The organism is Pseudarthrobacter sp. CCNWLW207, assembly GCF_037203945.1.
Taxonomy (GTDB): domain Bacteria; phylum Actinomycetota; class Actinomycetes; order Actinomycetales; family Micrococcaceae; genus Arthrobacter.
The window spans coordinates 108,869-134,198 of record NZ_JBBCBS010000003.1 but is presented as its reverse complement, the minus strand read 5'-3'; the positions used below and the strand labels follow the sequence as shown (position 1 = coordinate 134,198).

The 25,330-nt window shown below is 62.5% G+C and carries 31 protein-coding genes; 4 read left to right on the top strand and 27 right to left on the bottom strand.

Going from position 1 to position 25,330, the window contains the following annotated elements; all coding sequences use genetic code 11:
- Positions 1-87: 87 nt before the first annotated feature.
- On the bottom strand, positions 88-1,038 hold the full coding sequence (locus V9L17_RS06345; RefSeq protein WP_337350853.1) for a P1 family peptidase: 951 nt from the start codon (positions 1,036-1,038) through the stop codon (positions 88-90).
- 284 nt (positions 1,039-1,322) lie between these two features.
- Here V9L17_RS06345 and V9L17_RS06340 point away from each other — a divergent pair, with 284 nt between their 5' ends.
- The 3 genes from V9L17_RS06340 (at position 1,323) to V9L17_RS06330 (ending at position 4,609) form a co-directional block, all read left to right on the top strand.
- On the top strand, positions 1,323-2,288 hold the full coding sequence (locus V9L17_RS06340; protein WP_337350852.1) for a carbohydrate ABC transporter permease: 966 nt from the start codon (positions 1,323-1,325) through the stop codon (positions 2,286-2,288).
- Complete coding sequence (locus V9L17_RS06335; RefSeq protein WP_443198011.1) at positions 2,285-3,190, top strand: carbohydrate ABC transporter permease; 906 nt, start codon at positions 2,285-2,287, stop codon at positions 3,188-3,190. Before V9L17_RS06340 ends, V9L17_RS06335 begins: the two co-directional genes overlap by 4 nt.
- 72 nt (positions 3,191-3,262) lie before the next feature.
- Complete coding sequence (locus V9L17_RS06330; protein WP_337350851.1) at positions 3,263-4,609, top strand: ABC transporter substrate-binding protein; 1,347 nt, start codon at positions 3,263-3,265, stop codon at positions 4,607-4,609.
- A 1-nt stretch (position 4,610) separates the two neighbouring features.
- Here V9L17_RS06330 and map read toward each other — a convergent pair whose 3' ends face one another.
- From map to rpsJ, 23 genes are all read right to left on the bottom strand, one after another.
- Positions 4,611-5,438, bottom strand: coding sequence for a type I methionyl aminopeptidase (map, locus tag V9L17_RS06325; RefSeq protein ID WP_337346876.1), 828 nt, complete (start codon positions 5,436-5,438; stop codon positions 4,611-4,613).
- 69 nt (positions 5,439-5,507) lie between these two features.
- Positions 5,508-6,077, bottom strand: coding sequence for an adenylate kinase (locus V9L17_RS06320; protein WP_337346932.1), 570 nt, complete (start codon positions 6,075-6,077; stop codon positions 5,508-5,510).
- A gap of 5 nt (positions 6,078-6,082) precedes the next feature.
- Complete coding sequence (gene secY, locus V9L17_RS06315; RefSeq protein WP_337346875.1) at positions 6,083-7,393, bottom strand: preprotein translocase subunit SecY; 1,311 nt, start codon at positions 7,391-7,393, stop codon at positions 6,083-6,085.
- A 220-nt stretch (positions 7,394-7,613) separates the two neighbouring features.
- Positions 7,614-8,108 (bottom strand): 50S ribosomal protein L15, encoded by a 495-nt coding sequence (gene rplO / locus V9L17_RS06310; protein WP_190987315.1) that lies wholly within the window; start codon positions 8,106-8,108, stop codon positions 7,614-7,616.
- A complete protein-coding gene (gene rpmD, locus V9L17_RS06305; protein WP_066293259.1) occupies positions 8,109-8,315 on the bottom strand; it encodes a 50S ribosomal protein L30 in 207 nt (68 codons plus the stop codon).
- Positions 8,316-8,318: 3 nt separating this feature from the next.
- The gene (gene rpsE, locus V9L17_RS06300) at positions 8,319-9,047 is read right to left on the bottom strand and encodes a 30S ribosomal protein S5 (protein ID WP_066293261.1); all 729 of its coding nucleotides are present in this window, start codon (positions 9,045-9,047) and stop codon (positions 8,319-8,321) included.
- Entirely contained in the window at positions 9,044-9,427 is a 384-nt protein-coding gene (rplR, locus tag V9L17_RS06295; protein ID WP_079596676.1) for a 50S ribosomal protein L18, read from the bottom strand. The genes rpsE and rplR overlap by 4 nt, the downstream gene beginning before the upstream one ends.
- 2 nt (positions 9,428-9,429) lie before the next feature.
- Positions 9,430-9,966, bottom strand: a complete 537-nt coding sequence (rplF, locus tag V9L17_RS06290; RefSeq protein WP_337346874.1) for a 50S ribosomal protein L6 — start codon at positions 9,964-9,966, stop codon at positions 9,430-9,432.
- A gap of 18 nt (positions 9,967-9,984) precedes the next feature.
- Complete coding sequence (gene rpsH / locus V9L17_RS06285) at positions 9,985-10,383, bottom strand: 30S ribosomal protein S8 (RefSeq protein ID WP_018773673.1); 399 nt, start codon at positions 10,381-10,383, stop codon at positions 9,985-9,987.
- Between the two features lie 79 nt (positions 10,384-10,462).
- Positions 10,463-11,044: a 50S ribosomal protein L5 gene (gene rplE / locus V9L17_RS06280; RefSeq protein WP_066293276.1), complete on the bottom strand. Its 582-nt coding sequence runs from the start codon at positions 11,042-11,044 to the stop codon at positions 10,463-10,465.
- On the bottom strand, positions 11,044-11,403 hold the full coding sequence (gene rplX / locus V9L17_RS06275) for a 50S ribosomal protein L24 (protein ID WP_337346873.1): 360 nt from the start codon (positions 11,401-11,403) through the stop codon (positions 11,044-11,046). The genes rplE and rplX overlap by 1 nt, the downstream gene beginning before the upstream one ends.
- Positions 11,404-11,406: 3 nt before the next feature.
- Complete coding sequence (gene rplN, locus V9L17_RS06270; protein WP_024366126.1) at positions 11,407-11,775, bottom strand: 50S ribosomal protein L14; 369 nt, start codon at positions 11,773-11,775, stop codon at positions 11,407-11,409.
- A 504-nt stretch (positions 11,776-12,279) separates the two neighbouring features.
- The gene (gene rpsQ, locus V9L17_RS06265) at positions 12,280-12,585 is read right to left on the bottom strand and encodes a 30S ribosomal protein S17 (RefSeq protein WP_066293283.1); all 306 of its coding nucleotides are present in this window, start codon (positions 12,583-12,585) and stop codon (positions 12,280-12,282) included.
- Positions 12,582-12,911, bottom strand: a complete 330-nt coding sequence (gene rpmC, locus V9L17_RS06260) for a 50S ribosomal protein L29 (protein WP_131131303.1) — start codon at positions 12,909-12,911, stop codon at positions 12,582-12,584. The genes rpsQ and rpmC overlap by 4 nt, the downstream gene beginning before the upstream one ends.
- Before the next feature lie 2 nt (positions 12,912-12,913).
- Positions 12,914-13,330, bottom strand: a complete 417-nt coding sequence (rplP, locus tag V9L17_RS06255; protein WP_013601829.1) for a 50S ribosomal protein L16 — start codon at positions 13,328-13,330, stop codon at positions 12,914-12,916.
- Positions 13,331-14,164, bottom strand: coding sequence for a 30S ribosomal protein S3 (gene rpsC, locus V9L17_RS06250; RefSeq protein ID WP_131131302.1), 834 nt, complete (start codon positions 14,162-14,164; stop codon positions 13,331-13,333).
- Positions 14,165-14,530, bottom strand: a complete 366-nt coding sequence (gene rplV, locus V9L17_RS06245) for a 50S ribosomal protein L22 (protein ID WP_003803798.1) — start codon at positions 14,528-14,530, stop codon at positions 14,165-14,167. It abuts the gene before it with no gap.
- Between the two features lie 38 nt (positions 14,531-14,568).
- Entirely contained in the window at positions 14,569-14,850 is a 282-nt protein-coding gene (gene rpsS, locus V9L17_RS06240; protein WP_011692805.1) for a 30S ribosomal protein S19, read from the bottom strand.
- A 12-nt stretch (positions 14,851-14,862) separates the two neighbouring features.
- A complete protein-coding gene (rplB, locus tag V9L17_RS06235; RefSeq protein ID WP_066293289.1) occupies positions 14,863-15,702 on the bottom strand; it encodes a 50S ribosomal protein L2 in 840 nt (279 codons plus the stop codon).
- A 29-nt stretch (positions 15,703-15,731) separates the two neighbouring features.
- Positions 15,732-16,037 (bottom strand): 50S ribosomal protein L23, encoded by a 306-nt coding sequence (gene rplW / locus V9L17_RS06230; RefSeq protein ID WP_066293292.1) that lies wholly within the window; start codon positions 16,035-16,037, stop codon positions 15,732-15,734.
- The gene (gene rplD, locus V9L17_RS06225) at positions 16,034-16,654 is read right to left on the bottom strand and encodes a 50S ribosomal protein L4 (RefSeq protein ID WP_066293296.1); all 621 of its coding nucleotides are present in this window, start codon (positions 16,652-16,654) and stop codon (positions 16,034-16,036) included. Before rplD ends, rplW begins: the two co-directional genes overlap by 4 nt.
- A 4-nt stretch (positions 16,655-16,658) precedes the next feature.
- Entirely contained in the window at positions 16,659-17,309 is a 651-nt protein-coding gene (gene rplC / locus V9L17_RS06220) for a 50S ribosomal protein L3 (RefSeq protein ID WP_337346872.1), read from the bottom strand.
- Between the two features lie 17 nt (positions 17,310-17,326).
- Positions 17,327-17,635 (bottom strand): 30S ribosomal protein S10, encoded by a 309-nt coding sequence (gene rpsJ / locus V9L17_RS06215; protein WP_003803825.1) that lies wholly within the window; start codon positions 17,633-17,635, stop codon positions 17,327-17,329.
- A gap of 396 nt (positions 17,636-18,031) precedes the next feature.
- On the opposite strand from rpsJ, the gene V9L17_RS06210 reads away from it, so the two are divergent.
- Complete coding sequence (locus V9L17_RS06210) at positions 18,032-19,468, top strand: GH1 family beta-glucosidase (RefSeq protein WP_337346871.1); 1,437 nt, start codon at positions 18,032-18,034, stop codon at positions 19,466-19,468.
- Between the two features lie 48 nt (positions 19,469-19,516).
- On the opposite strand, the gene V9L17_RS06205 is transcribed toward V9L17_RS06210, so the two are convergent.
- From V9L17_RS06205 to tuf, 3 genes are all read right to left on the bottom strand, one after another.
- A complete protein-coding gene (locus V9L17_RS06205) occupies positions 19,517-19,642 on the bottom strand; it encodes a hypothetical protein (RefSeq protein ID WP_337346870.1) in 126 nt (41 codons plus the stop codon).
- A gap of 30 nt (positions 19,643-19,672) precedes the next feature.
- Positions 19,673-23,914 carry a hypothetical protein gene (locus V9L17_RS06200; RefSeq protein ID WP_337350850.1) on the bottom strand — a complete coding sequence of 1,414 codons (4,242 nt, stop codon included), beginning with the start codon at positions 23,912-23,914 and terminating at the stop codon, positions 19,673-19,675.
- A 168-nt stretch (positions 23,915-24,082) separates the two neighbouring features.
- Entirely contained in the window at positions 24,083-25,273 is a 1,191-nt protein-coding gene (gene tuf, locus V9L17_RS06195) for an elongation factor Tu (RefSeq protein ID WP_078027241.1), read from the bottom strand.
- Positions 25,274-25,330 lie beyond the last annotated feature (57 nt).

Sequence of the window (25,330 nt, the reverse complement as noted above, 5' to 3'; positions counted from 1 at the left end):
ACCTCAGGCCCCAAACAGGGCACAGCAGGGCAGACAACCAACAAGCAACACTACGCCACTTTGCGGCGAATGTTAAATCCAGCCATGTTAGCGCACTGCGCGCCGGTACGCACTATATTCAGCTGCCGGAGTTGAGACCGCCTCCGCCCTGTCCACTCCATCCAGGATGGCTAAACGTACGACGTCGGCTGCCGCACTCTGCAGCGTGATGAGGCTGATCTGCCGGGCAGTTTCGGTGCTGCGGTCTAGCGCAATGGCGCCTGTTGCGAGGCAGAAGACGGTGTCGCCATCAGCCAGCGTGTGGGAAGGGTCCAGTGCCCGGGCGATTCCGGCCTGGGCAGCAGAAGCAGTCCGCTTGCACTCTGCCACATCAAGCACGGCGTTGGTGGCAACCACAACCAGGGTGGTGTTGGGTCCGGGGGCTTCCGGCGCCCCGGGCTGGGTATCACGCCCGCCAGCGGCATTCGCCACATACGGAAGACCCAGCGCGTTGACTACGGCAAGTGCCCCGATAACTGCACCGCTCTCCAGAGTTACCGACGCGGTGCCCACTCCCCCTTTGTAGGTCCTGGCGATGACCGCGCCGGTGCCGGCGCCCACATTGCCGCGTCCGACGTCGTGCCCTTCCTCCTGGCCAGCGGCGGCCTCCGTGGCGGCGTAACCCATCCCCGCGTCCGGGCGGGCACTGAAGTCACCGCCGCGGCCCAGGTCGAAAATGGCTGCGGCGGGAACGATGGGGACCACCCCGCCGGGAACCGCAAATCCTCGGCCGTGTTCCTCGCACCAGCGCTGGGCGCCGTGGGCAGAGGCCAGCCCGTAGGCGCTGCCGCCTGTCAGGACCACCGCGTCCACGGCGGACACCAGCGTGGTGGGGTCCAGTGCGTCGGTCTCATGGGTCGCGGGGCCTCCCCCGCCGACGTCCACGGAACCGACCGTACCCGGCGGCGGCAGGATCACCGTCACACCACTCAACCAGCCGCCGTCGGACTTTTGCTGGTGGCCCACCCGGATTCCCGGCACATCAGTAATGGCTCCCATGGGCTCCATTGTTCCCCCTCACCCAACTAAGTAGCAGCAGATGTCGTTATGAGGGCTCAAAACGACATCTGCTGCTACCTAGTTGGGCAGGGGACGGGGGCAACGCCGGATTCCAAAGCAAACGCTGGGCGATCCGATAGACAACAGTCAGTAAACGGCCAGGGAAGGGTTGAACAACATATCCGCGTATGCCGGAAACCGCCTGTTGACACCCCGGGCGGTGTGGTGGAGTGAAGGCGGATCCTGCCCTGCCTCTTCCCAGGCCTGTTCACCGTTAGAGACCAATGACTTCACAACTCGCCGACAGGCACCCGCCGCTGGCCCCGTCCGGCCAAGCTGCCGGCACGCCCGCCAGGCCCCGCCACAACCGCTGGTCGCAGCGGAAACGCCGGGACTTCTTCGTTTTCCTCGCGCTGGCCTTGCCTAACCTGCTGCTCATCGCGGTATTCACCTACGTTCCACTGTTCAACAACCTCTACTACTCCACGCTGAACTGGACGCTCGGCTCCGCGTCCGCCACCGTCGTCGGGCTGGAAAACTACATCACGTTCTTCACCAGCGCGGACGCCGGCCGGGTGCTGGGCACCACTGCCGTATTTATGGCCGCAACAGTAGGCGGCTCCATGGTGCTGGGCTTGCTGGTGGCGCTGGCACTGAACTCGAAAGTCCGCGGCACTACCTTTGCCCGGTCGGCAGTCTTCGCGCCGTATGTGCTGTCCGGGGTGGGTGTTGGCCTGGTCTGGCTGTTCATCTTTGATCCCGGCTACGGTGTGCTGGCCTGGATCCTTCGGGGCTTCGGACAGCAGAGCCCGCAGTGGATCAACGATCCGGAACTCTCACTGGTGATGGTCATCATCGTGTATGTCTGGAAGAACCTGGGCTACTGCGCGGTGGTGTTCCTCGCCGGGCTCCAGTCCCTGCCGCAGGATGTGATGGAGGCCGCCGCACTGGACGGCGCCGGCTATTTCCGGCGCTTTCTCAGCATGTCCCTGCCGCTGCTCTCCCCTACTACGTTCTTCCTGCTGATCACCACCATGCTCAGCTCCCTGCAGGCCTTTGACCTCATCCGAATCATGACGCCCCTGGGCAGCGGCACCAGCACCCTCATCTACGAGGCATACCTCCAAGCCTTCGGTGCCTATAACCGCGCCGGCTATTCCGCCGCCATCTCCGTGGTCCTGTTTGCAATACTGCTGGTGATCACCGTGCTGCAGCTGCGGTTCATCGAAAAGAAGGTGCACTACTCGTGAGCGCCCCCGCCGTCCTCCTCCCGGAACCTTCAACGTCCGACGCCGTCCCGCCCCGCGAGCGCGCATTCTCCCGTGCCAACCTGGCCAGGACAGTCGCTGCCGGGTATGCGCCGCTGGCGATCGCTGTCCTGGTGGTCTTCCTGCCGCTGCTGTGGATGGTGCTGAGCTCGTTCAAACAACCTGGCGAAATAGTGACTTTGGACCTGCAGGCGCTCCCAGCAACCCTGGACCCGGAGAACTACCGGGTGGCCATGACCACGGTCCCGTTCGGTCAGTTCTTCCTCAACAGCACCATTGTCACCGTGGTCGGCGGCGGCATCAAAGTGATCCTGGCCCTGCTCACCGCCTACGCCCTGGTGTTTGTGCGGTTTCCGTTCAAGAACGTGATCTTCGTCCTCATCCTCGTGGCCCTGATGGTTCCCGCGCAGGTGTCAATCCTGCCGAACTACATCCTGATCGCCGGAATGGGCGGGAAGAACACCCTGTGGGGCATCATCCTGCCGGGCCTGGGAACCGCGTTCGGCACCTTTTTGTTGCGCCAGCATTTCCTGACCCTGCCCGGTTCCATCCTGGAATCAGCAGAGATCGACGGCGCCGGCCACTGGCGGCGGCTCTGGCAGATCGTGGTGCCAGTGTCCGTTCCTTCCATAGCCACGGTTGCCCTGGTCACCGTGGTGAGCGAATGGAACGAGTACATCTGGCCGCTGATCATCACGGACAAGCCCGAAAGCATGACCCTCCCTGTGGGCCTGACCCTGCTACAGAACTCAGAGGGCAACGGTGCCGGCTGGGGAATCATGATGGCCGGCGCCGTCCTTGTGATCGTCCCCATCCTGGTCATCTTCGCCATGCTCCAGCGCTACATCGTCGCGGGCCTGACCCAGGGCAGCGTGACGGGCTAATCCCCGTCGGGCATCCAAAACATCCATCCACCGCATCCAGCACCACCGAGGCACACAACGAAAGGCAGCACCATGTCCCTAACCCTTGATCGACGGTTCTTCCTCACCCTGGCCGGGGCCGGGGCAGGAGCCGCAGCACTGTCCGCCTGCGGCGGCCCGTCAACAACCCCTGGAGCCGCGGTGACACCCGTTGCCGACATCGACTTCAGCGGCGTGAAGCCGGCCGCATCCATCGACTTCTGGTCCAACCACCCGGGCAAGTCACAGGATGTGGAAAAAAGCATCATCGAGAAGTTCCACGCCAAGTACCCGGACATCAAGGTGAACCTGGTGACAGCAGGCGCCAACTACGAGGAAATCGCCCAGAAGTTCCAGACCGCCCAGGCCGCCAAGTCAGGCCTGCCGTCCCTGGTGGTGCTCTCCGACGTTTGGTGGTTCCGCTACTACCTGAACGAAAGCATCATCCCGCTCGACTCGCTGGTCAAGCAACTGGACGTCAAGCTGGACGACTTCCGCACCTCGCTGGTGGACGATTACAAGTACGACGGCAAACAGTGGGCTCTTCCCTACGGCCGGTCCACTCCCTTGTTCTACTACAACAAGGACCACTTCGCTGCGGCAGGCCTGCCGGATCGCGCCCCCGCCACCTGGCAGGAATTCGCCGGCTGGGCACCCAAGCTCAAGGCAGCTTCCGGCGCCCAGTATGCCTTTATGCACCCCGCCCTCGCCGGGTACGCCGGCTGGACCCTGCAGAACAACCTCTGGGGCGAAGGCGGCGGCTGGTCCAAGGGCTGGGACATCACCTGCGACTCAGCCGAGTCCGTCGGGGCACTGCAGGCTGCCCAGGATTCCGTCTACAAGGACGCCTGGGCCGGGGTCTCCTCCAAGGAATCCGCCGACGACTTTGCAGCGGGTCTCGCCTCGGCCACTCTGTCCTCGACGGGTTCGCTGATCGGCATCCTGAAGTCCGCCAAGTTCAACGTGGGCGTTGGGTTCCTGCCGGGCGGTTCGAAGGCCACCTCAGGAGTGTGCCCCACTGGCGGAGCCGGCCTGGGCATCCCCAGCGGTGTCACCAAGGAAGAGCAGCTTGCGGCCGCCATGTTCCTTCAGTTCATGACCGAGCCGGAGAACACTGCGGCGTTTTCAGCCGCGACCGGTTACATGCCCACGCGGACCTCCGCTGACATGACCGCCGTGCTGGCCAAGACCCCGCAGATCAAGATCGCCATGGACCAACTGGCCGTTACCCGCGTCCAGGACAACGCCCGCGTGTTCCTGCCCGGCGCAGACCAGGAGATGGCCAAGGCTGCCGCCAAGATCCTCACCCAACAGGGCGACGTGAAGGCCACCATGACGGAGCTGAAGTCGACGCTCGAGGGAATCTACACCAAGGACGTCAAGCCCAGGCTCAAGGCCTGACTTACGGGATGGGGACGGGAACGACGCCGAGCGGCACCAGGTGCTCTGCCCCGCCGTCGGGCGCGGAAAGGACCCAGATCCCCTTGTCGTGGACGGCCACGGAATGCTCCCACTGGCAGGAGCGCTTCCCGTCCGTGGTCACCACGGTCCAGTCGTCGTCGAGCACGGCGGTGTCGATGCTGCCGCGGACCAGCATGGGTTCGATGGCAAGGCACAGGCCGGGCCGGATCTTCGGGCCGCGGTGGCTGGTGCGGTAGTTCAGGACGTCCGGAGCCATGTGCATCTCCGACCCGATCCCGTGGCCCACGTAGTCTTCCAGGATGCCCAGGGGCTTGCCGGGGACGGAGGAGACGTAGTCGTCGATGGCAGCACCGATATCTCCCACGTGGCTGCCGGACGCCAGGGCGGCGATGCCCCGCCACATGGCCGCCTGTGTGACGTCGGAAAGACGCTGGTCCTCGGGGTCTGCCGTGCCCACGATGACCGTCCGGGCCGAGTCGGAGTGCCAGCCGTCGACGATGGCTCCGCCGTCGATCGAGATGATGTCGCCGTCGTTGAGGACCCGTCCGCCGGGGATGCCGTGCACCACTTCCTCGTTGACGGACGTGCAGATGGTGGCCGGGAAACCGTGGTACCCGAAGAAATTGGACTTGGCGCCGGCCTGGTTCAGGACGGCCGCGAAGACGTCGTCCAGGTGTTTGGTGGTGACCCCGGGCACCGCGGCCTCAACTGCTGCGTCCAGCGCACGGCTGAGGACCAGGCCCGCCTCGTGCATGGTGCGCATCTGGGCGTTGGTCTTATATTCAATACGGGGCTGGCCGAAAGCCATGGTGTGTCCTTTCAATGGCTGAGGCTCCTCCCGGAATCCGGGAGGAGCCTCGAATAACTGTTGCCGGGATCAGGCGGCCTGTGCTGCCTTGATGGCCTGCATGACGCGGTCGGTGACCTCGTCGATGCCGCCGATGCCGTCCACCTGTGTCAGGATGCCGCGTTCGGCATACTTGGCCACAACGGCCTCGGTCTGCTCGTGGTACAGGTCCAGGCGGTGGCGGATGACGGCTTCGTTGTCGTCGCTCCGGCCCGTTTCCTTCGCCCGGCCAAGCAGCCGGTGCACCAGTTCCTCGTCGTCGGCAGTGAGCTGCAGGACGACGTCGAGCTTCTCCTCGCCCTTGGCGAGGATCTCGTCGAGGTAGTCCACCTGGGCGGTGGTACGGGGGTAACCGTCCAGCAGGAAGCCGGTTTCGACGTCGGCCTCGCTGAGGCGGTCACGCACCATCTTGTTGGTGACGCTGTCCGGCACAAAGTCGCCGGCATCCATGTACTTCTTGGCCTCGACGCCCAGCGGCGTCTCACCCTTGACGTTGGCGCGGAAGATATCGCCGGTGGAGATCGCAACGACGCCGAGGCGTTCGGAGATCCGCTCTGCCTGCGTTCCTTTGCCGGAACCGGGAGGTCCGATAATTAGCATTCTCGTCATCGCAAAAGCCCTTCGTAGTGACGTTGTTGTAGCTGCGCGTCAATCTGCTTGACCGTCTCCAGGCCCACACCCACCATGATCAGGATCGACGTACCGCCGAACGGGAAGTTCTGGTTCGCGTTGATCAGGACCAGGGCGACGAGCGGGATCAGTGCCACAAAGCCCAGGTACAGGGCGCCGGGCAGGGTGATCCTGGACAGGACGTACTGCAGGTAGTCCGCCGTCGGCTTGCCAGCCCGGATGCCCGGGATGAAGCCGCCGTACTTCTTCATGTTGTCCGAGACCTCTTCAGGGTTGAAGGTGATCGCGACATAGAAGTAGGTGAAAAACACAATCATGGCGAAGTAGAGCGCCATGTAAATCGGGTGGTCACCGCGGGTGAGGTTGTTGTTGATCCACTCCACCCACGGGGCCATTGTCTCGCCCTGCTTGGGCTGGTTGAACTGCGCAATCAGGCCCGGCAGGTAGAGCATGGACGACGCGAAGATCACGGGGACCACGCCGGCCATGTTGACCTTGATGGGAATGTACGTGCTGGTGCCGCCCACAGTGCGGCGTCCAATCATCCGCTTGGCGTACTGCACCGGGACGCGGCGCTGGGACTGCTCCACAAAGACCACCAGGGCAACGGTGACCAGGCCAATGGCCAGGACCATAAAGAACGTGCCCGGACCCTGCGAGGTCCAGATAGCGCCCAGGGAGGTGGGGAAGCTTGCGGCGATGGAGGTGAAGATAAGCAGCGACATGCCGTTGCCCACACCCTTTTCGGTGACGAGCTCGCCCATCCACATGATCAGGCCGGTGCCGGCCGTCAGCGTGATGATGATCAGGATGGTGGTGATCACGCTGGTGTCCGGGATGATGTCCAGCGCACAGCCTGGCAGGAGCTGGCCTGAACGCGCCAGCGACACCAGTGTCGTGGCGTTGAGCAGGCCCAGGGCGATGGTGAGGTACCGCGTGTATTGGGTCAGCTTGGACTGCCCGGAGGCGCCCTCCTCGTACAGCTGCTGGAACCGGGGAATGACCACCCGGAGCAGTTGAACGATGATGCTGGCCGTGATGTACGGCATGATGCCCAGCGCGAAGATGGACACCTGAAGCAATGCACCGCCGCTGAACAGGTTAACGAGCTGGTAGAGCCCGCCTGCGGTCTGACCGTTCTGCAAGCATTGCTGGACATTCTGGTAGTTCACACCAGGCGAGGGAATGAAGGCACCCAAGCGGAAGATGGTGATGATTCCCAGCGTGAACAACAACTTGCGTCGCAGATCAGGCGTGCGAAAGGCCCGGCCAAATGCGCTAAGCAAGCGTCCTCCTGTGGTGTAAATAAGAGTGGGGTGATGGGAGTCAATAAATCCCAACAACCGAGTCTAACGGTTGTATGAGCTATGCGAACAATCCGTCAGGGCGCCCATGCGGCGAACGGACGGAAATAGTCGGCCGGCGGGATGTGAAAAAACTCCCGGTACGCAGAGCCTGGGGCCCTGCATACCGGGAGTTCACAACGGGCGTTCGCCCACCGCCTCGTTAGAGGGCGGTGGTGCTTCCGCCTGCTGCAGCAATCTTTTCTGCGGCGCTGGCCGAGAATGCGTGGGCGGTGACGTCAACCTTGACGGTGATGTCGCCGGTGCCAAGCACCTTGACGGGCTGGTTCTTGCGAACGGCACCCTTTTCGACCAGGTTCTCCACGGTGACTGCGCCACCTTCCGGGAACAGCTCGTTGAGCTTGTCCAGGTTTACAACCTGGAACTCAACCCGGAACGGGTTCTTGAAGCCGCGCAGCTTCGGCAGGCGCATGTGCAGCGGCAACTGGCCGCCGGCAAAGCCAGCCTTGATCTGGTAGCGGGCCTTCGTACCCTTGGTACCGCGGCCAGCGGTCTTACCCTTGGAACCTTCACCACGACCAACGCGGGTCTTGGCGGTCTTGGCACCCGGGGCGGGACGCAGGTGGTGGACCTTCAGAGCGTTCTGCTTCTCAGCAGTCGCGCTCTGTGCCTTCTCAGCAGTGTTTTTCTCTGCCATTTACTTCGCCTCCTCTACCTTTACCAGGTGCGGAACCGTGTTGAGCATTCCAACGGTCACGGCGTCGGCGGTGCGGACAACGGTGTGTCCGATCCGCTTCAGGCCGAGGGACCGAAGGGTGTCGCGCTGGTTCTGCTTGCCGCCAATGACGGACTTGATCTGAGTGATCTCCAACTGGACGTCGGAGGGAATCAGGTTCTTAGCCATAACTTAGACACCCGCCTTCTGGTTCAGGAGAGCCTTCACCATTGCCGGCGGAGCAACCTCGTCCAGGGGCAGGCCGCGGCGTGCTGCCACTGCTGCCGGCTCTTCGAGGCGCTTCAGGGCATCAACGGTCGCGTGAACGATGTTGATGGCGTTCGAGGAACCGAGCGACTTGGAGAGGATGTCGTGGATGCCCACGCACTCCAGTACTGCACGGACCGGGCCACCGGCGATAACACCGGTACCGGCGGAAGCCGGACGCAGCATTACGACGCCGGCAGCAGCCTCACCCTGAACGCGGTGCGGGATGGTGTTGCCAATGCGGGGAACGCGGAAGAAGGACTTCTTGGCCTCTTCAACGCCCTTCGCGATTGCGGCAGGAACTTCCTTAGCCTTGCCGTAGCCAACGCCGACCATACCGTTGCCGTCACCAACGACGACCAGAGCGGTGAAGCTGAAGCGACGACCACCCTTGACGACCTTGGAAACGCGGTTGATGGTAACAACGCGCTCTACGAACTGGCTCTTCTCAGCTTCACGGCCGCCGTCGCGGCCGCCACGGCCACCACGGTCGCCGCGGCCCTGGCCACGGTCTCCACGCTCGCCACGACGAGCGCCACCACGGCGGTCATCGGCAGCAGCGGGAGCAGTGGTCTCAGTGGCCGGAGCAGCTACGGCTTCAGTCGCCTTCTGATCTGCAGACACAGTGTCCTTTTCCTTGTTTGCTTCCGTCACAGTGACAGCCCACCTTCACGTGCACCGTCAGCGACGGCGGCGATCCGGCCGTGGTACTTGTTACCACCGCGGTCGAAGACAACAGCTTCGATACCGGCAGCCTTGGCACGCTCGGCGACGAGCTCGCCAACGCGCTTGGCCTTGGCAGTCTTGTCACCGTCGAATGCACGAAGGTCGGCTTCCAGTGTGGACGCGCTCGCTACGGTCAGGCCCTTGGTGTCATCGACAACCTGGACGAATACGTGGCGTGCGGAACGGTTGACGACCAGACGAGGACGTACAGCCGTACCGGAGATGCGCTTGCGGATACGAAGCTGGCGACGGCTGCGCGAAGCAGACTTGCTCTTGTTCGTACGCTTCTTGTTAATTGAGATGGCCATGGTTACTTACCAGCCTTTCCGACCTTGCGGCGGATGACTTCGCCGGCGTAACGGATGCCCTTGCCCTTATAGGGGTCCGGCTTCCGCAGCTTGCGAATGTTGGCAGCAACCTCGCCGACCTGCTGCTTGTTGATACCTGAAACAGAGAGCTTGGTCGGGGTCTCAACTGCAAAGGTGATGCCCTCCGGTGCGGAGACATTTACCGGGTGGCTGAAGCCGAGAGCGAACTCAAGGTCAGATCCCTTGGCCTGAACGCGGTAACCAGTACCAACGATTTCAAGCTTCTTCTCGTAGCCCTTGGTTACGCCCTCGATCATGTTGGAGATCAGGGTGCGGGTCAGGCCGTGGAGTGAACGGGAGGCGCGCTCGTCGTTCGGGCGGGCGACAGTCAGGGTGTCTGCTTCCAGGGAAACCTCGATCGGGCTGGCCACAGTGTGGTTCAGCTCGCCTTTGGAACCCTTGACGCTGACGACAGAGCCGTCAACCTTGACCTCAACGCCGGCAGGAACGGTGATGGGGAGACGTCCAATACGTGACATTATTCTCTTCCTTTCCCGTTACCAGACGTAAGCGAGGACTTCGCCGCCCACGCCCTTCTTGCCGGCCTGCTTGTCAGTCAGGAGGCCGGAAGAGGTGGACAGGATTGCGACACCCAGGCCACCGAGCACGTGCGGCAGGTTGGTGGACTTTGCGTAAACACGCAGTCCCGGCTTGGAAATACGACGAACGCCAGCGATTGAACGCTCGCGGTTCGGACCGAACTTGAGCTCGAGGGTCAGCTTCTTGCCAACCTCAGCGTCTTCTTCTTTCCAGGAGGCGATGTAACCTTCGGCCTTCAGGATGTCGGCAACGCGTGCCTTGAGCTTGCTGTACGGCATGGTCACGGAATCGTGGTATGCCGAGTTTGCGTTGCGCAGACGCGTAAGCATGTCTGCGACAGGATCTGTCATTGTCATTTTGGGCTCTTGCCCTTCCTCATAACGGTTTCCTCGCTGCTGCCTAAAGCCTCAGCGAAGGACCTGTTACGTAGTTAGATTAGTCTTCGGCCTTGAACGGGAAACCAAGCGCCTTCAGCAGCGCGCGGCCTTCGTCATCGGTCTTGGCAGTGGTAACAACCGTGATGTCCATACCGCGAACGCGGTCGATGGAATCCTGGTCGATTTCGTGGAACATAACCTGCTCGGTCAGACCGAAGGTGTAGTTGCCGTTGCCATCGAACTGCTTGCCGCTGAGGCCGCGGAAGTCGCGGATACGGGGCAGAGCCAGCGTGACCAGACGATCCAGGAATTCCCACATGCGGTCTCCACGCAGGGTAGCGTGGGCGCCGATGGGCATGCCTTCGCGCAGCTTGAACTGTGCGATCGACTTGCGGGCCTTGGTTACCTGCGGCTTCTGGCCGGTGATCAGGGTCAGATCGCGGACAGCGCCGTCGATCAGCTTGGAGTCCTTAGCGGCATCTCCAACACCCATGTTCACAACGACCTTCACCAGGCGAGGAACCTGGTTGACGTTCTCGTACTTGAATTCCTCAATGAGCGTGCTCTTGATGGAATCGGCGTACTTGGTCTTCAGACGAGGAACGATCTTCGTTGCCGGAGTCTCGAGAGTCTCAGTCATTAGATGTCCTTCCCGGAGCTCTTGGCCACGCGTACACGCACTTCGCGCTTCACGCCATTGCGCTCAACGGTCTCGGTGCGGAAACCAACGCGGGTGGGCTTCTTGGTGGACGGGTCAACCAGAGCCACGTTGGAGATGTGGATCGAAGCTTCGACAACCTCGATGCCACCGGTCTTGGTGCCGCGCTGCGACTGACCGACCTTGGTGTGCTTGGTTACGCGGTTAATGCCTTCGACCAACACGCGGTTGCTCTCCGGGAATACGCGCAGAACCTTGCCCTGCTTGCCTTTGTCGCCGCCGCGCTCAGCCTTGGCGCCAGTGATGACCTGAACGAGGTCACCCTTCTTGATCTTAGCCATGGACTAGAGCACCTCCGGAGCCAGAGAAACGATCTTCATGAACTTCTTGTCACGGAGTTCACGACCAACCGGTCCGAAGATACGGGTACCGCGGGGGTCACCGTCAGCCTTCAGGATCACAGCTGCGTTCTCGTCAAACTTGATGTAGGAACCATCCGCACGGCGGCGTTCCTTCTTGGTACGGACGATGACTGCCTTGACAACATCGCCCTTCTTTACGTTGCCGCCCGGAATTGCGTCCTTGACGGTAGCGACGATGACGTCGCCAATGCCTGCGTAGCGACGGCCAGATCCACCGAGAACGCGAATGGTAAGGATTTCCTTAGCACCCGTGTTGTCGGCGACCTTGAGTCGCGACTCCTGCTGAATCACTATTTACTCCTTGCGTCGCGCTGGTTCTCAGACCGAAAATCTTCCTACGGAATGAGCCTTGCGGAACGGTTGATCGGGGTGTCTCTTGACCTGCCTGGATTTTGCCAGACCAGGCCTAAACGCCCGTGCCAAAAACATTTGCTTCCCAAGCGAATTGGACGCAGTCCAAGTGCAAGGGGGCACTATGCCGTGGCACGATTGTTTACGAGGTTTGATGACGGCGCACAAAAGGCGCCATACAAACTCAATATCCTAGCACAGATCGGGTCAGTCCCCATATCACAGGCCGGGCCGCTGCATCAAAGAACGACGGCGTCAGGCACGGCATTCTTTCGGCGCACCGCCGGTGCCGCTCCCCCGCGAACCCGGGCCGCCGCCGTCGTACGTTCCGTGAAAATGTGCTGGGCGTGACGCCTTCAGCCGCCCGTCCCGGAAATGAGGAAACCCCCGTTCCCAAAGGGAACAGGGGTTTCCGGGCATAGCCCAGCAGCACAGCTGCAGGTGTTACTTAGCCTTCTCGAGGATCTCCACGAGCCGCCAGTTCTTCGTGGCGGACAGCGGGCGGGTCTCAGCGATGACTACGAGGTCGCCGATGCCGGCGATGTTCTCTTCGTCGTGAGCCTTGACCTTCGAGGTGCGGCGGATGACCTTGCCGTAGAGGGCGTGCTTCACGCGGTCTTCAACCTGGACAACGATGGTCTTTTCCATCTTGTCCGAAACCACGTAGCCGCGACGCGTCTTACGGTAACCGCGCTGCTCAGCCGTAGCTGCCGTAGCAGTTTCCGTCACGTTCTCGTCCTTTTCACTCACTTGGCATCCTCCTCGGTCTCAACCGTTTCAGCCTTTTCGGCCTTCTTGGTTGTTGCCTTCTTGGACTTCTTTTCTTCCTTGGCTTCCACAACCGGTGCGGCAACCTCGGCACGAATGCCCAGCTCGCGTTCACGGAGAACGGTGTAGATGCGTGCGATGTCCTTCTTTACCGCGCGCAGACGACCGTGGTTCTCCAGCTGGCCGGTGGCGGACTGGAAACGCAGGTTGAACAGCTCTTCCTTAGCCTTGCGGAGTTCTTCAACGAGACGCTCGTTGTCGAAACCGTCCAGCTGTGCGGGAGCGAGTTCCTTGGATCCTACTGCCATTTCTATTCACCACCTTCGCGACGCAGAATGCGTGCCTTCAACGGGAGCTTGTGGATTGCCAGGCGCAGGGCCTCGCGTGCCACCGATTCTTCGACACCGGAGATCTCAAAGAGAACCCGGCCCGGCTTGACGTTGGCGACCCACCATTCCGGTGAACCCTTACCGGAACCCATGCGGGTTTCAGCAGGCTTCTTCGTCAGGGGACGGTCCGGGTAGATGTTGATCCAGACCTTACCGCCACGCTTGATGTGGCGGGTCATCGCGATACGTGCAGACTCGATCTGACGGTTGGTTACGTATGCCGGGCTCAGGGCCTGGATGCCGTACTCACCGAAGGAGACCTTGGTGCCGCCCGTAGCAGCGCCGGAACGACCCGGGTGGTGCTGCTTGCGGTGCTTGACTCGACGTGGGATAAGCATTTAAGCCTGTCCTCCTTCTACTGCAGCAGGTGCAGCCTCAACTGCCGGAGCCTCTGCAGCGGGAGCTGCTTCGGCGGCCGGACGGTCGGTACGACGGCGGCGGTCACCACGGTCAGCACCGCCCGGGCGGCCCGGACGGTCGCTGGCGCCGCGGCCACGGGACGGAGCAGCAGCTGCCTGCTGAGCCAGTTCCTTGGCGGTGACGTCACCCTTGTAGATCCAGACCTTCACGCCGATGCGGCCGAAGGTGGTCTTGGCCTCGTAGAAGCCGTAGTCGATGTTCGCGCGGAGGGTGTGCAGGGGCACACGGCCTTCGCGGTAGAACTCCGAGCGGGACATTTCAGCGCCGCCCAGTCGACCCGAGCAGGCGATACGGATGCCCTTGGCACCTGCACGCTGCGCGGACTGCATGGCCTTCTTCATCGCACGGCGGAACGCCACGCGGGAAGTCAGCTGCTCAGCAACGCCCTGGGCAACAAGCTGTGCTTCCATCTCGGGATTCTTGACCTCGAGGATGTTCAGCTGGACCTGCTTGCCGGTGAGCTTTTCGAGCTCGCCGCGGATGCGGTCTGCTTCGGCGCCGCGGCGGCCGATGACGATGCCCGGGCGTGCCGTGTGGATGTCCACGCGGACACGGTCACGGGTGCGCTCGATTTCGACCTTGGCGATACCGGCGCGCTCCATGCCAACAGACATGAGCTGGCGGATACGGATGTCTTCGCGAACGAAGTCCTTGTACCGCTGTCCGGCCTTGGTGCTGTCAGCGAACCAGTGCGATACGTGATCGGTGGTGATGCCGAGTCGGAACCCGTGCGGGTTTACTTTCTGTCCCACTTAGCGAGCCTCCTCTTTCTCCGGGGTAGCGACTACCACGGTGATGTGGCTGGTGCGCTTCTTGATCTGAAATGCACGACCCTGGGCACGCGGCTGGAACCGCTTCATGGTCGGGCCTTCATCAACAAACGCTTCGCTGATGATGAGGTCACCTTCGTCAAACGCCACGCCGTCGCGGTCCGCGAGGACCCGGGCGTTGGAGATTGCCGACTGAACTACCTTGAATACCGGCTCAGAAGCTGCCTGGGGGGCAAACTTCAGAATTGCCAGAGCCTCGTTCGCTTGCTTACCACGAACAAGGTTGACGACGCGCCGGGCCTTCATAGGCGTTACGCGGATGTGACGCGCAATTGCCTTGGCTTCCATTGCTTTCCTTCTCTCGTCTATGACGTAAGTGCAGGCGCCTAGCGGCGCTTGCCCTTACGGTCGTCCTTGACATGGCCGCGGAATGTCCGCGTGGGAGCGAATTCGCCGAGCTTGTGCCCGACCATCGACTCGGTGACAAACACCGGAATGTGCTTGCGTCCGTCATGTACGGCGATCGTGTGCCCGAGCATGTCGGGGATGATCATCGAACGGCGGGACCAGGTCTTAATGACGTTCTTGGTGCCCTTTTCGTTTTCCCTATCCACCTTCACAAAGAGGTGCTGGTCAACGAAGGGACCTTTTTTCAGGCTGCGTGGCATGTGTCCAGGCTCCTATCGCTTGTTCTTGCCAGTACGACGGCGACGAACAATAAGCTTGTCGCTCTCTTTGTTGGGGCGGCGGGTGCGGCCTTCACGCTTACCGTTCGGGTTGACGGGGTTACGTCCACCGGACGTCTTGCCCTCGCCACCACCGTGCGGGTGGTCAACCGGGTTCATGGCTACACCACGGACTGTCGGGCGGACGCCCTTCCAGCGCATGCGGCCAGCCTTGCCCCAGTTGATGTTCGACTGCTCTGCGTTGCCGACCTCGCCGACGGTTGCGCGGCAGCGCACGTCAACGTTGCGGATTTCGCCAGAAGGCAGTCGCAGCTGGGCGAAGCGGCCTTCCTTGGCTACAAGCTGGATCGATGCGCCGGCGGAGCGGCCCATCTTGGCGCCGCCACCCGGACGCAGTTCAACTGCGTGGATAACGGTACCCACCGGGATGTTGCGCAGGGGCAGGTTGTTGCCAGGCTTGATGTCAGCGTTGGCACCTGCTTCTACGAAGTCACCCTGGGAGAGCTTGTTCGGGGCGATGATGTAACGCTTGGTGCCATCAACGTAGTGCAGGAGGGCGATGCGAGCCGTACGGTTCGGATCGTACTCGATTTCGGCAACGCGGGCGTCAACGCCGTCCTTGTCGTGGCGACGGAAGTCGATCAGACGGTACTGGCGCTTGTGGCCACCACCCTTGTGACGGGTTGTGATCTTACCGGTGTTGTTACGGCCGCCCTTTTTGGGCAGCGGACGTACCAACGACTTTTCCGGCGTCGACCGCGTGATTTCTGTGAAGTCCGCTACGCTCGAGCCACGACGGCCCGGGGTAGTCGGCTTGTATTTACGGATTCCCATAATTTATTTCCTCGTTAAAGTGGTCTCCGCTACGCGAGCGGACCGCCGAAGATGTCGATAGTGCCTTCTTTGAGGGTGACAATCGCACGCTTGGTGTTCTTGCGGGTACCCCATCCGAATTTGGTGCGCTTGCGCTTACCGGCACGGTTGATGGTGTTGATCGAGTCGACCTTGACGGAGAAAATCTTCTCCACGGCCAGCTTGATCTCGGTCTTGTTCGAGCGGGGGTCCACCAGGAAGGTGTACTTTCCCTCATCGATCAGGCCGTAGCTCTTTTCCGAGACGACGGGTGCAAGCACGACGTCGCGCGGGTCCTTGATGGTGGCTGCACTCACTTGGCATCCTCCTCGTTCTTTGCAGCCTTGTCAGCAACGAATGCTTCGTAGGCAGCCTTGGTGAAGACTACGTCGTCAGAAACGAGAACGTCGTAGGTGTTCAGCTGGTCTGCGTACAGAACGTGAACATCCTCGAGGTTGCGCACGGACAGTGCAGCAACATCGTTGGCGCGCTCAATGACAACGAGCAGGTTCTTGCGCTCAGAGACGCCGCGCAGCGTTGCCAGTGCTTCCTTGGAGGACGGCTTGGAGCCGGCAACCAGGTCAGCGACAACGTGGATGCGTCCGTTGCGGGCGCGGTCAGAGAGTGCGCCGCGCAGTGCAGCAGCAATCATCTTCTTGGGTGTGCGCTGGCTGTAGTCACGCGGTGTGGGACCGTGGACAACGCCACCGCCGGTCATGTGAGGAGCACGGATTGAACCCTGACGGGCGCGGCCGGTGCCCTTCTGCTTGAACGGCTTGCGGCCTGCACCGGAAACTTCGGCGCGGGTCTTGGTCTTGTGGGTACCCTGGCGAGCAGCAGCGAGCTGTGCAACGACGACCTGGTGCAGCAGCGGCACGTTGGTCTGAACGTCGAAGATCTCTGCAGGCAGGTCAACCTTGACAGTGTTAGCCATTGAACTAGGCTCCCTTCACGGCGGTGCGTACGAGTACGACCTGGCCGCGGGCGCCGGGAACGGCACCCTTGATCAGGAGCAGCGACTTCTCGACGTCAACAGCGTGAACGGTGAGGTTCAGCGTGGTGTGACGAACGGCGCCCATGCGGCCGGCCATTTTCATGCCCTTGAAGACGCGGCTCGGGGTGGATGCGCCACCGATTGAACCGGGCTTACGGTGGTTCTTGTGGGCACCGTGGGAAGCTCCAACGCCGTGGAAGCCGTGACGCTTCATAACACCGGCGAAGCCCTTACCCTTGGTGGTGCCAATGACGTCGATCTTCTGGCCGGCTTCGAAGAGCTCAACAGAAAGCTCCTGGCCCAGCTCGTAAGTGTCAGCATCTGCAGTGCGCAGTTCGACGACGTGGCGGCGAGGCGTGACGCCTGCCTTTTCAAAGTGACCAGCCAGCGGCTTGGTGACCTTGCGGGGATCGATCTGGCCGTAGCCGATCTGAACGGCGACGTAGCCATCGGTCTCTGCGTTGCGCAGCTGCGTGATGACGTTCGAATCTGCCTGGACCACAGTGACGGGGATGAGCTTGTTGTTCTCGTCCCAGACCTGGGTCATGCCGAGCTTCGTGCCCAGCAGGCCCTTTACGTTACGGGTTGCGGTCATAGTCTCTCAGCACCTCCCTACAGCTTGATTTCGATGTTCACGTCGGCAGGCAGGTCGAGACGCATAAGCGAGTCAACGGCCTTCGGCGTGGGATCGATGATGTCGATAAGACGCTTGTGCGTGCGCATTTCAAAGTGCTCGCGGCTGTCCTTGTACTTGTGCGGAGAGCGGATTACGCAGTAAACGTTCTTCTCCGTCGGAAGCGGCACGGGGCCAACTACCGTGGCGCCTGCGCGCGTGACCGTCTCAACGATCTTCCGGGCTGAAACGTCAATGACCTCGTGGTCATATGACTTCAGCCGGATGCGGATTTTTTGTCCCGCCATGTCGCCTGACTCTCTTTCAGTCTGTGCTTCCCCTGGTTGGGGCTGCCCTGTTCACTTACTCGTTGTGTGGCTGCCGAAGCATTTGAAGTCGTAACTACCACCCGCCGCACAAACTGAATCCGGATAAATCCGGGTTCCTCACCTTGCCGGCGCAACCGACCCCCGCGGTCGGGCGTGTCGCGATTTTCACGCATACAAATCCGCAGTTCCATGGGGAGTGGGTTATGTTTGGGCTTCAACTTGGACCCTGACACCCGGCATTATCCGGATCGGGACACGAAGAAGCGCTTGAACAACTCATCTAGTATGCCGGATATTATCGGCAGAAGCGAATCTGCTTGGCTTTCGTGCCCCTGGATCATTGCCTTCGGCAACCTGCGAATAGATGATGGGGGCATGACGGTCGAAAATGCTGCTTCCGTACGCGACCTCGCCGACCGGTTGCCGCCTTCCTTTAAGCTGGGCGTAGCCGCAGCCGCCTTCCAGATTGAGGGGGCCCTGGCCGAGGACGGGCGTGGTCCCTCCGGCTGGGACGCCTTTGTGCAGAAGCCCGGCAGCATCATGGACGGCCACTCCCCTGCCGTGGCCTGCGACCACTACAACCGGTTCCCCGAGGACATCGCCCTCATGCGCGAGCTGGGCATCGATTCGTACCGCTTCTCCCTATCGTGGCCCCGGATCCAGCCGGACGGCCGCGGTGCCATCAACAGGCAGGGCCTGGACTTTTACGACCGGCTGATCGACCAGCTCCTTGAGGCGGGTATCTCGCCCATGGCCACCCTGTATCACTGGGATACTCCGCTGCCGCTGGAGCACGGCGGCGGCTGGATGAACCGCGCCACGGCCGAACGGTTTGCAGAGTACTGCGGGGTAGCCGGGAAGCACTTCGGTGACCGTGTCGACCAGTGGGTGACCCTGAATGAGCCCGTCTCAGTGACCCTCAACGGATATGCGCTGGGTGTCCATGCCCCCGGGCTGGCACTCATGTTCGACGCCTTGCCGTCGATCCACCACCAGCTCCTGGCCCACGGCCTGGGTGTCCAGGCCCTGCGCGCCGCGGGCGTCAAGGGCGGCGTGGGAGTAACCAATCTGCACTCACCGGTGCGACCCGCCAGTCGGAAGGTCGGCGACAGGCTCGTGGCGAGGCTGTACGACCTGCTGATGAACAGAATCTATGCAGACCCGGTGCTGCTGGGCAGGTACCCCAAGCTCCCCGTGGTGTCACGGCCCTGGCTCCATTCCATCGGAAAGCTTTCGGACGCTGACCTGAAGACCATCCACCAACCGCTGGACTTCTATGGCCTCAATTACTACTTCCCGGTGAAGGTGGCCCTCGGACGCGGCATTACCCCCATTCCCGCCGACACTCACAAGGCCGTTGCGCAATTGCCTTTCCACGAAGTGGGGTACCCGGAGTACCAGACCACGGGCTTCGGGTGGCCGGTGGCCCCCGCGCATCTGGGCATTCTCCTCGCGGAACTTCGGGACCGCTATGGGGATGCCTTGCCGCCGGTCTACATCACCGAAAGCGGCGCCAGCTTCCCGGAACCGGATCGCGTGGACGGCCCCCTCCAGGATGCGCGCCGGGTGAACTACATCGCCGATCACTTGCGGCAGGCGGTTGACGCGACGGCTCCAGGCGGAATCGCCGAGGGGCTCGACCTCCGTGGGTACTATGTCTGGACACTCATGGATAACTTTGAATGGGCCGCGGGCTACTCCCAGCGCTTCGGGCTGATCCACGTGGATTTTGAAACGCAGGAGCGGACGCCGAAGTCGTCCTTCTACTGGTACCAGGCCTTGAGCCGGGAGCGGAAGAGGCTGCCCGGCTGAGCACGCGGCAACCTCAAGGCTTGCAAGCGCCGTCTGCGCGCTATTGCCCTACTGGTTCTTTTTTGCCCGGTTGATGCGCTTGGCGCGGTCGATCTCATTCCGGAAATACTTCTTCGCCCAAAAAACACCGGCAATAACTGCAACCACAACAGCCAGGAAAATTAGCCATTCCATGATGTGCTCCTCTCGATGCAAGCAACAGTATCAGTGCTTGCTGAACGGCTCCCCGCCATCCGGCTGGTCAGGTGAAGGCTGTCCTGGGGACGGCTGCAGCGCCGGTTTCTCCCCGGCCGTTCCGCGGTTCAGCCGCCAGACTGCGAACACAATAAGCCCGACGGCGATCAGCGCCAGGAGCGCGAACGTGTACTGACGCATTGCCCAGAGAATGCATGCGGCCACTCCGGCGGCGCCCCACCAGACAAACAACCGTTCACCCAACCCCAGGCCGGCGAGCAGAAGCCCTGCGAAGAGGACCAGCACCCACAATTGCTGGCTGCCGCTACCGCCAAAAACAACACCCAGGGCGCTCAGCGTGAGCAGTCCGGCCGCGGCTCCCAGAAGGAGCCTGCCGGCATTCCGCTGTCCTGTAGTGAAGCGCAGGATCCCCAGGCCGGCCCCGGCGAGCACGTACCACTGGGCTACCCAGAACGGGTCAGGCAGGCCAAGCGAAAGGCTGTAGTTCTGCCCGTACTGCCCATCCAGGTCGAAGATGGCGGCCCGCTGCACCGCCGCCACGACCGCCACAAACCCAGTCTCGGCAACGATCCGGCGTGCCGTTCCCGGAGCTTCGAGGCAGGCTACTCCCACCGCCGCAGCCAAGGCAAAGGCTGCTGCCCATGCTGTCGCGTCGGGACGCACCCCGGTCAAGGCGACAATGCAAAGCCCCAGGAAGGCCCCTCCGGCCAAGGACCAGCGGCGCACGGGGTCGGCGGCCAGCTCTCCACTGCGGTACAGCCGTGCGCCATACAGTCCAGCAGCTGACAGTCCCGCGCCGCAAAGCCACGTAAGATACTGGCCCCACTCCCCCGGAACATCCCGGAAGGCAGCATCTGCCAGCTGCATGCCGCCGGCCAGGGCAGCAAGCGCGGCCGGTACGTACAGCCAGGGCAGCTCCTCAACATGCGAGGCCGTGAAGCACACCCCGGCGAGCACCAGGAGGGCAGCGCCCATAACCCAGCCCGTCGCCGTCGTGGACACAAACAGGGCGGTCAGGGCAAATGACCCGGCGGTGGTGAGCCAGAGCCAGTGGTCGACCTCCGTCACAGCAACGTTGCGCCCGCGCAGCATGACACCTGCAAGTGAAGCGAGGATCGCCCCGAGCAACAGCACTGCCGCAGTGCCGGTGTAGTCGAGTACCGGAGCCGCCAGGAAGCTCGCGCTGCTCGCTCGGCTGCCAGAGGCGAAACTGACCACGGGCCCCAATGATAGGACCCCGAACAGCAGCGCATAGACGGCGAAGTAGAGGGAGCCTCGCGCCGCGAAGAACCGGCGCGCCACGACTGCCGAACATAGCAACAGTGCCAACTCCAGGAGCACCACCCAGCGTCCGCCGTCGTCGTCGGAAGTCCTCGCCCAGCCCAGCCGGGCCTGCCAGGCATAAGCGAGGGGAAGAAGGGCCTGGCCAGCGAGCGTGATCCAGACGGCCGCCTGCTGGAAAGGAACTTCAGCCAGCCGTGAACGCATCAGCCAGCGGATTCCGTGCTGGGCAGCCAGCACAAGCGCGAAGGTGACGGAGACGGCGGTCGGAGACGCCGTGGCGTCGTAACTGAGGACTGCAGCGAGGGCGGCCGTCAGCAGCCTGGCTCCTGCAAAATACCAGCCCTTCCATAAGGGCTGGCCGGATGCCACCACCATCACCGCGGCAAACACGGCAAATATTCCCAGCACGAGTTCAACCACCAACAGGTCACCGCCGCTGAATGCCAGCAGGACCACCAGCGACGATGGCGCGAACCAGACGGCGGTGCCCGTGCTCCTGAAGACGTAGCCTGAGGCCACGGCGCAGGTTGCTGTCAGTGCAGCGACGAAGGGCGCTTGCCAACCGTCCGGGTCCAGCACCAACAGCAGCACAGACGCCATCAGCTGGAACAGCAGGACCACGCCCGGATCCGTGAGCACTCCCCGCGGAGCCTTCCCGCGCACAAAGGCGGAGACGGGGAATACCAGTTGGATGGCGAGGAAGAGGACCAACACTGTGGCAGGGCGGAGTACATCGCCGGCGATGACGGTTGGCCCTGCCTCACTCTGGAGAAGGTCAAAAGCCGTCAGTACCAACACCGTGGCTGCAACGCGGCCCAACCACCAGTAGGTCCAGCGGTGTTGCTGCACCCGCATCCGCAGGCCGGAAGCGAGCAGGTATCCCAGGACCAGAAGCAGTGCGACGTTTCCGAAAGGCTGGCTCACAGCCAGGAAAGACACGGGGACACAAAGCGTGGAGGCCGCCAGAGGAAGGGCTTCCCAGATGGTCGCGTTCCACTCAAGCTCACTTGCAGGCCGGGGCACCATCAAGAGGCCAACCGCCATCGCGGTCAGGAGTTGAATGAGTACCGCTGCCCGGATCCAGTCGTGGGCCGGAGTCGTGTCAAGGAGCACCAGCATGACAACGGAGGCCAGGCCGCCCGCGCCGAAGCCCGCAAGGGTAGCCTCCGGCGCCAGGGAGCCGCCACCTGCCCGCTCCAGGAACGCCGAGATCACCTGCTGACACACCAGCGCTACCAGCAGCCCGAAGACCGAAGTGATGATGCGGTCCGGGCCGGCGCCGATAACCGCTGCAACAGTGACAGGAACAGACAGGGTCAATGCCAACCTGGCGGCGAGTACGAGGTTCCTCCGGAGCTTGCTGGCCGCGAATAACGCGCGGACTGCCCAGAAGACGAACGCCAGTGCCAGCATGACTGCCAACGGCCACGCGCCCAGGGCGTAGCCGAGCACTCCCGCGAGGAGCAGGGCGGCCACAGGAGCCCACTCGGCCGGGCCCCCCAGGCGTGTGGCCACAACAAAGCTGGTGGCCAAGGCACCGGCAACGGGTATCCACAGGGGAACCTCACCCACCTGGCCGAACGCGCCGTAGGGGTAATACTCGGCCGAAAGTACGAGGCCGCCGTACATCGCAGTGGCGAGCAGCTGGATAGTGAAGGTGGCCAGCGAGTCCACGAACCAGCGTCCATGCAGTGTGCCTGAGGACGGTTCGGCCCGGTTTTGCGGACGCTTAGCGCCTGGCATCCAGTGGCCTAACCAGGCGGAGGCAAGAGCCACGGCCACTGCCTGGACCGCGAGGATTGCTGCCGCAGCCAGTAAGGCATCACTTCCCCTGCCGGTCAGGTTCCAGATCTCGACTGCGGCGGCGATCGTCAGGGATACCCGCGCTGCGTAGAAGTTGGCGAGCCTGAGCCGACTGCCCGGCACGGCGGCCATCAGCCCAAAGTAGCAACCGCACATAGCCATAATGAACGCGTACTCGGTCTTGTCCAACAGCAGCGGAACGCAAGTGGCTGCGGCTGCGACGGCAGGCACCACCAACGGATGCAACACCATGAGTGGCCTCGCATAGACCGGCGGAAGCCAGGCGGGCTTGGCGAGGGACACTAGGGTCAGCAGTACGGCCACGCAGATCTGTGCGGCGAAGTACCAGACCAGCGCCCCTCCCAGGACTGACACCCCGGACCAAGCCGTAGACGCCACAAACGTCAGCGACAGGTAGACCAGCACCCGGCTTTCGAGGCGGACGGCGGCAGCGACGTAGGCGGCGGTCCCAATCAGTGAAGTGATCAGCCAGGCGGTGGGGCCGTGGTGGAGGGCGAAGTTGTACAGGGCGAGTCCCGTCACCGGGACCAGCGCCAGGCCCGTTCCCGCAAAGGCCACCGCCGCCGGCCTGAGGCGTGGCACCCGGCTATGGAGAACAAATCCCGCGGCATAGAAGGCGGCGGTAACTATGCAGACTCCGGCGAAGCGAAGCGTGGGGGGAAGGCTGGTTCCGATGAACAGCGCCGCTGCTGCGACCAGGAGCAGGCTGGCGGCGTAGAGCGTGATGTTGATGTTCTGCCGGTCCCGCTTCTCGCGCCGGGCCTGGCGTTCCGCGACCGTCTCCGCCGGCTGCCTTGCCGGGTAGTTGGAGTACGGCGCTGCCGGACGGTCAACGTGGGGCCCAGGTGCCGCCCGCCCGGATACTGGCGCGGCTTCCTGGGGACGGATCGTGGAGGCAGGGCGCCCGGGCACACGGGATGGCAGGGCGAAGGTCGGTTCCGCCGCCGGGACGGTCCCCGTCTGCGAACCCACACTGTAGGCCGCCGGGGGCGCGGGATGAACCCTGGGCTGGAAAGACGGCGCTGTGCCCGGTGCGGCCGGACTCGGGGCCACAGGCTGCGTTGCCTCGATCTTGGCCATGGCGTCCAACCAGCCCTGGAGGTGCCCTGCACGGTAGCCCGCTTCATAAGATTCGTCCTGCATGATGAACCCTCTCCAACGGGCAGGATGAATCCGGCCCAATTAATCCAGTGATTGGATTAATAGTAGCAAAGAACAGCCCCGCTGCACTAGCAGCGGGGCTGTTTCCACACTTTCCGTCAGGACCGCTAGGCGGCCTTTCCGGTCAGGTCAATCAGGGATCAACAAGAATTACTTGATGATCTTGGTAACGCGTCCTGAACCAACGGTGCGGCCGCCTTCGCGGATAGCGAAGCCGAGGCCCTCTTCCATGGCGATCGGCTGGATGAGCGCAACGGTCATCTCAGTGTTGTCGCCAGGCATAACCATTTCCGTGCCTTCCGGCAGGGTGATAACGCCGGTTACGTCCGTGGTGCGGAAGTAGAACTGCGGGCGGTAGTTGGAGTAGAACGGGTTGTGACGTCCGCCTTCGTCCTTGGAGAGGATGTAGACGTTAGCCTCGAAGTCGGTGTGCGGGGTGATGGAACCCGGCTTGACGACAACCTGGCCACGCTCTACGTCATCACGCTTCAGACCGCGGAGCAGGAGGCCACAGTTCTCGCCGGCCCATGCTTCGTCGAGCTGCTTGTGGAACATCTCGATACCGGTAACCGTGGTCTTCTGGACCGGGCGGATGCCGACGATCTCGACCTCGGAGTTGATGGCGAGGGTTCCACGCTCGGCGCGGCCCGTTACAACGGTGCCACGGCCGGTGATCGTGAAGACGTCTTCGATCGGCATCAGGAACGGCTTGTCACGGTCACGTACGGGGTCCGGAACGGACTCGTCAACAGCTTCCATGAGGTCCTCAACGGACTTGACCCAGACGGGGTCGCCTTCGAGGGCCTTCAGGCCGGAAACGCGAACAACAGGAGCGTCGTCGCCATCGAAGCCCTGAGCCGAAAGCAGCTCACGAACTTCCATTTCAACGAGGTCCAGCAGCTCTTCGTCGTCGACCATGTCCGACTTGTTCAGTGCAACCAGCAGGTAGGGAACGCCAACCTGGCGGGCGAGCAGGACGTGCTCGCGGGTCTGAGCCATCGGGCCGTCAGTGGCGGCAACCACGAGGATTGCACCGTCCATCTGTGCAGCACCGGTGATCATGTTCTTGATGTAGTCAGCGTGACCCGGAGCGTCTACGTGTGCGTAGTGGCGCTTCTCGGTCTGGTACTCAACGTGGGAGATGTTGATGGTAATGCCGCGCTGACGCTCTTCGGGAGCAGAGTCAATAGACGCGAAGTCGCGCTGCTCGTTGAGAGTCGGGTACTTGTCGTACAGCACCTTGGAAATGGCGGCCGTCAACGTCGTCTTACCGTGGTCAACGTGACCAATGGTGCCGATGTTAACGTGCGGCTTAGTCCGCTCGAACTTTGCCTTTGCCACAGGTTCCTCCTAGAACGTTTTCAAATGACTTACCCTTCAACCGCGCTTGTCGCGGCA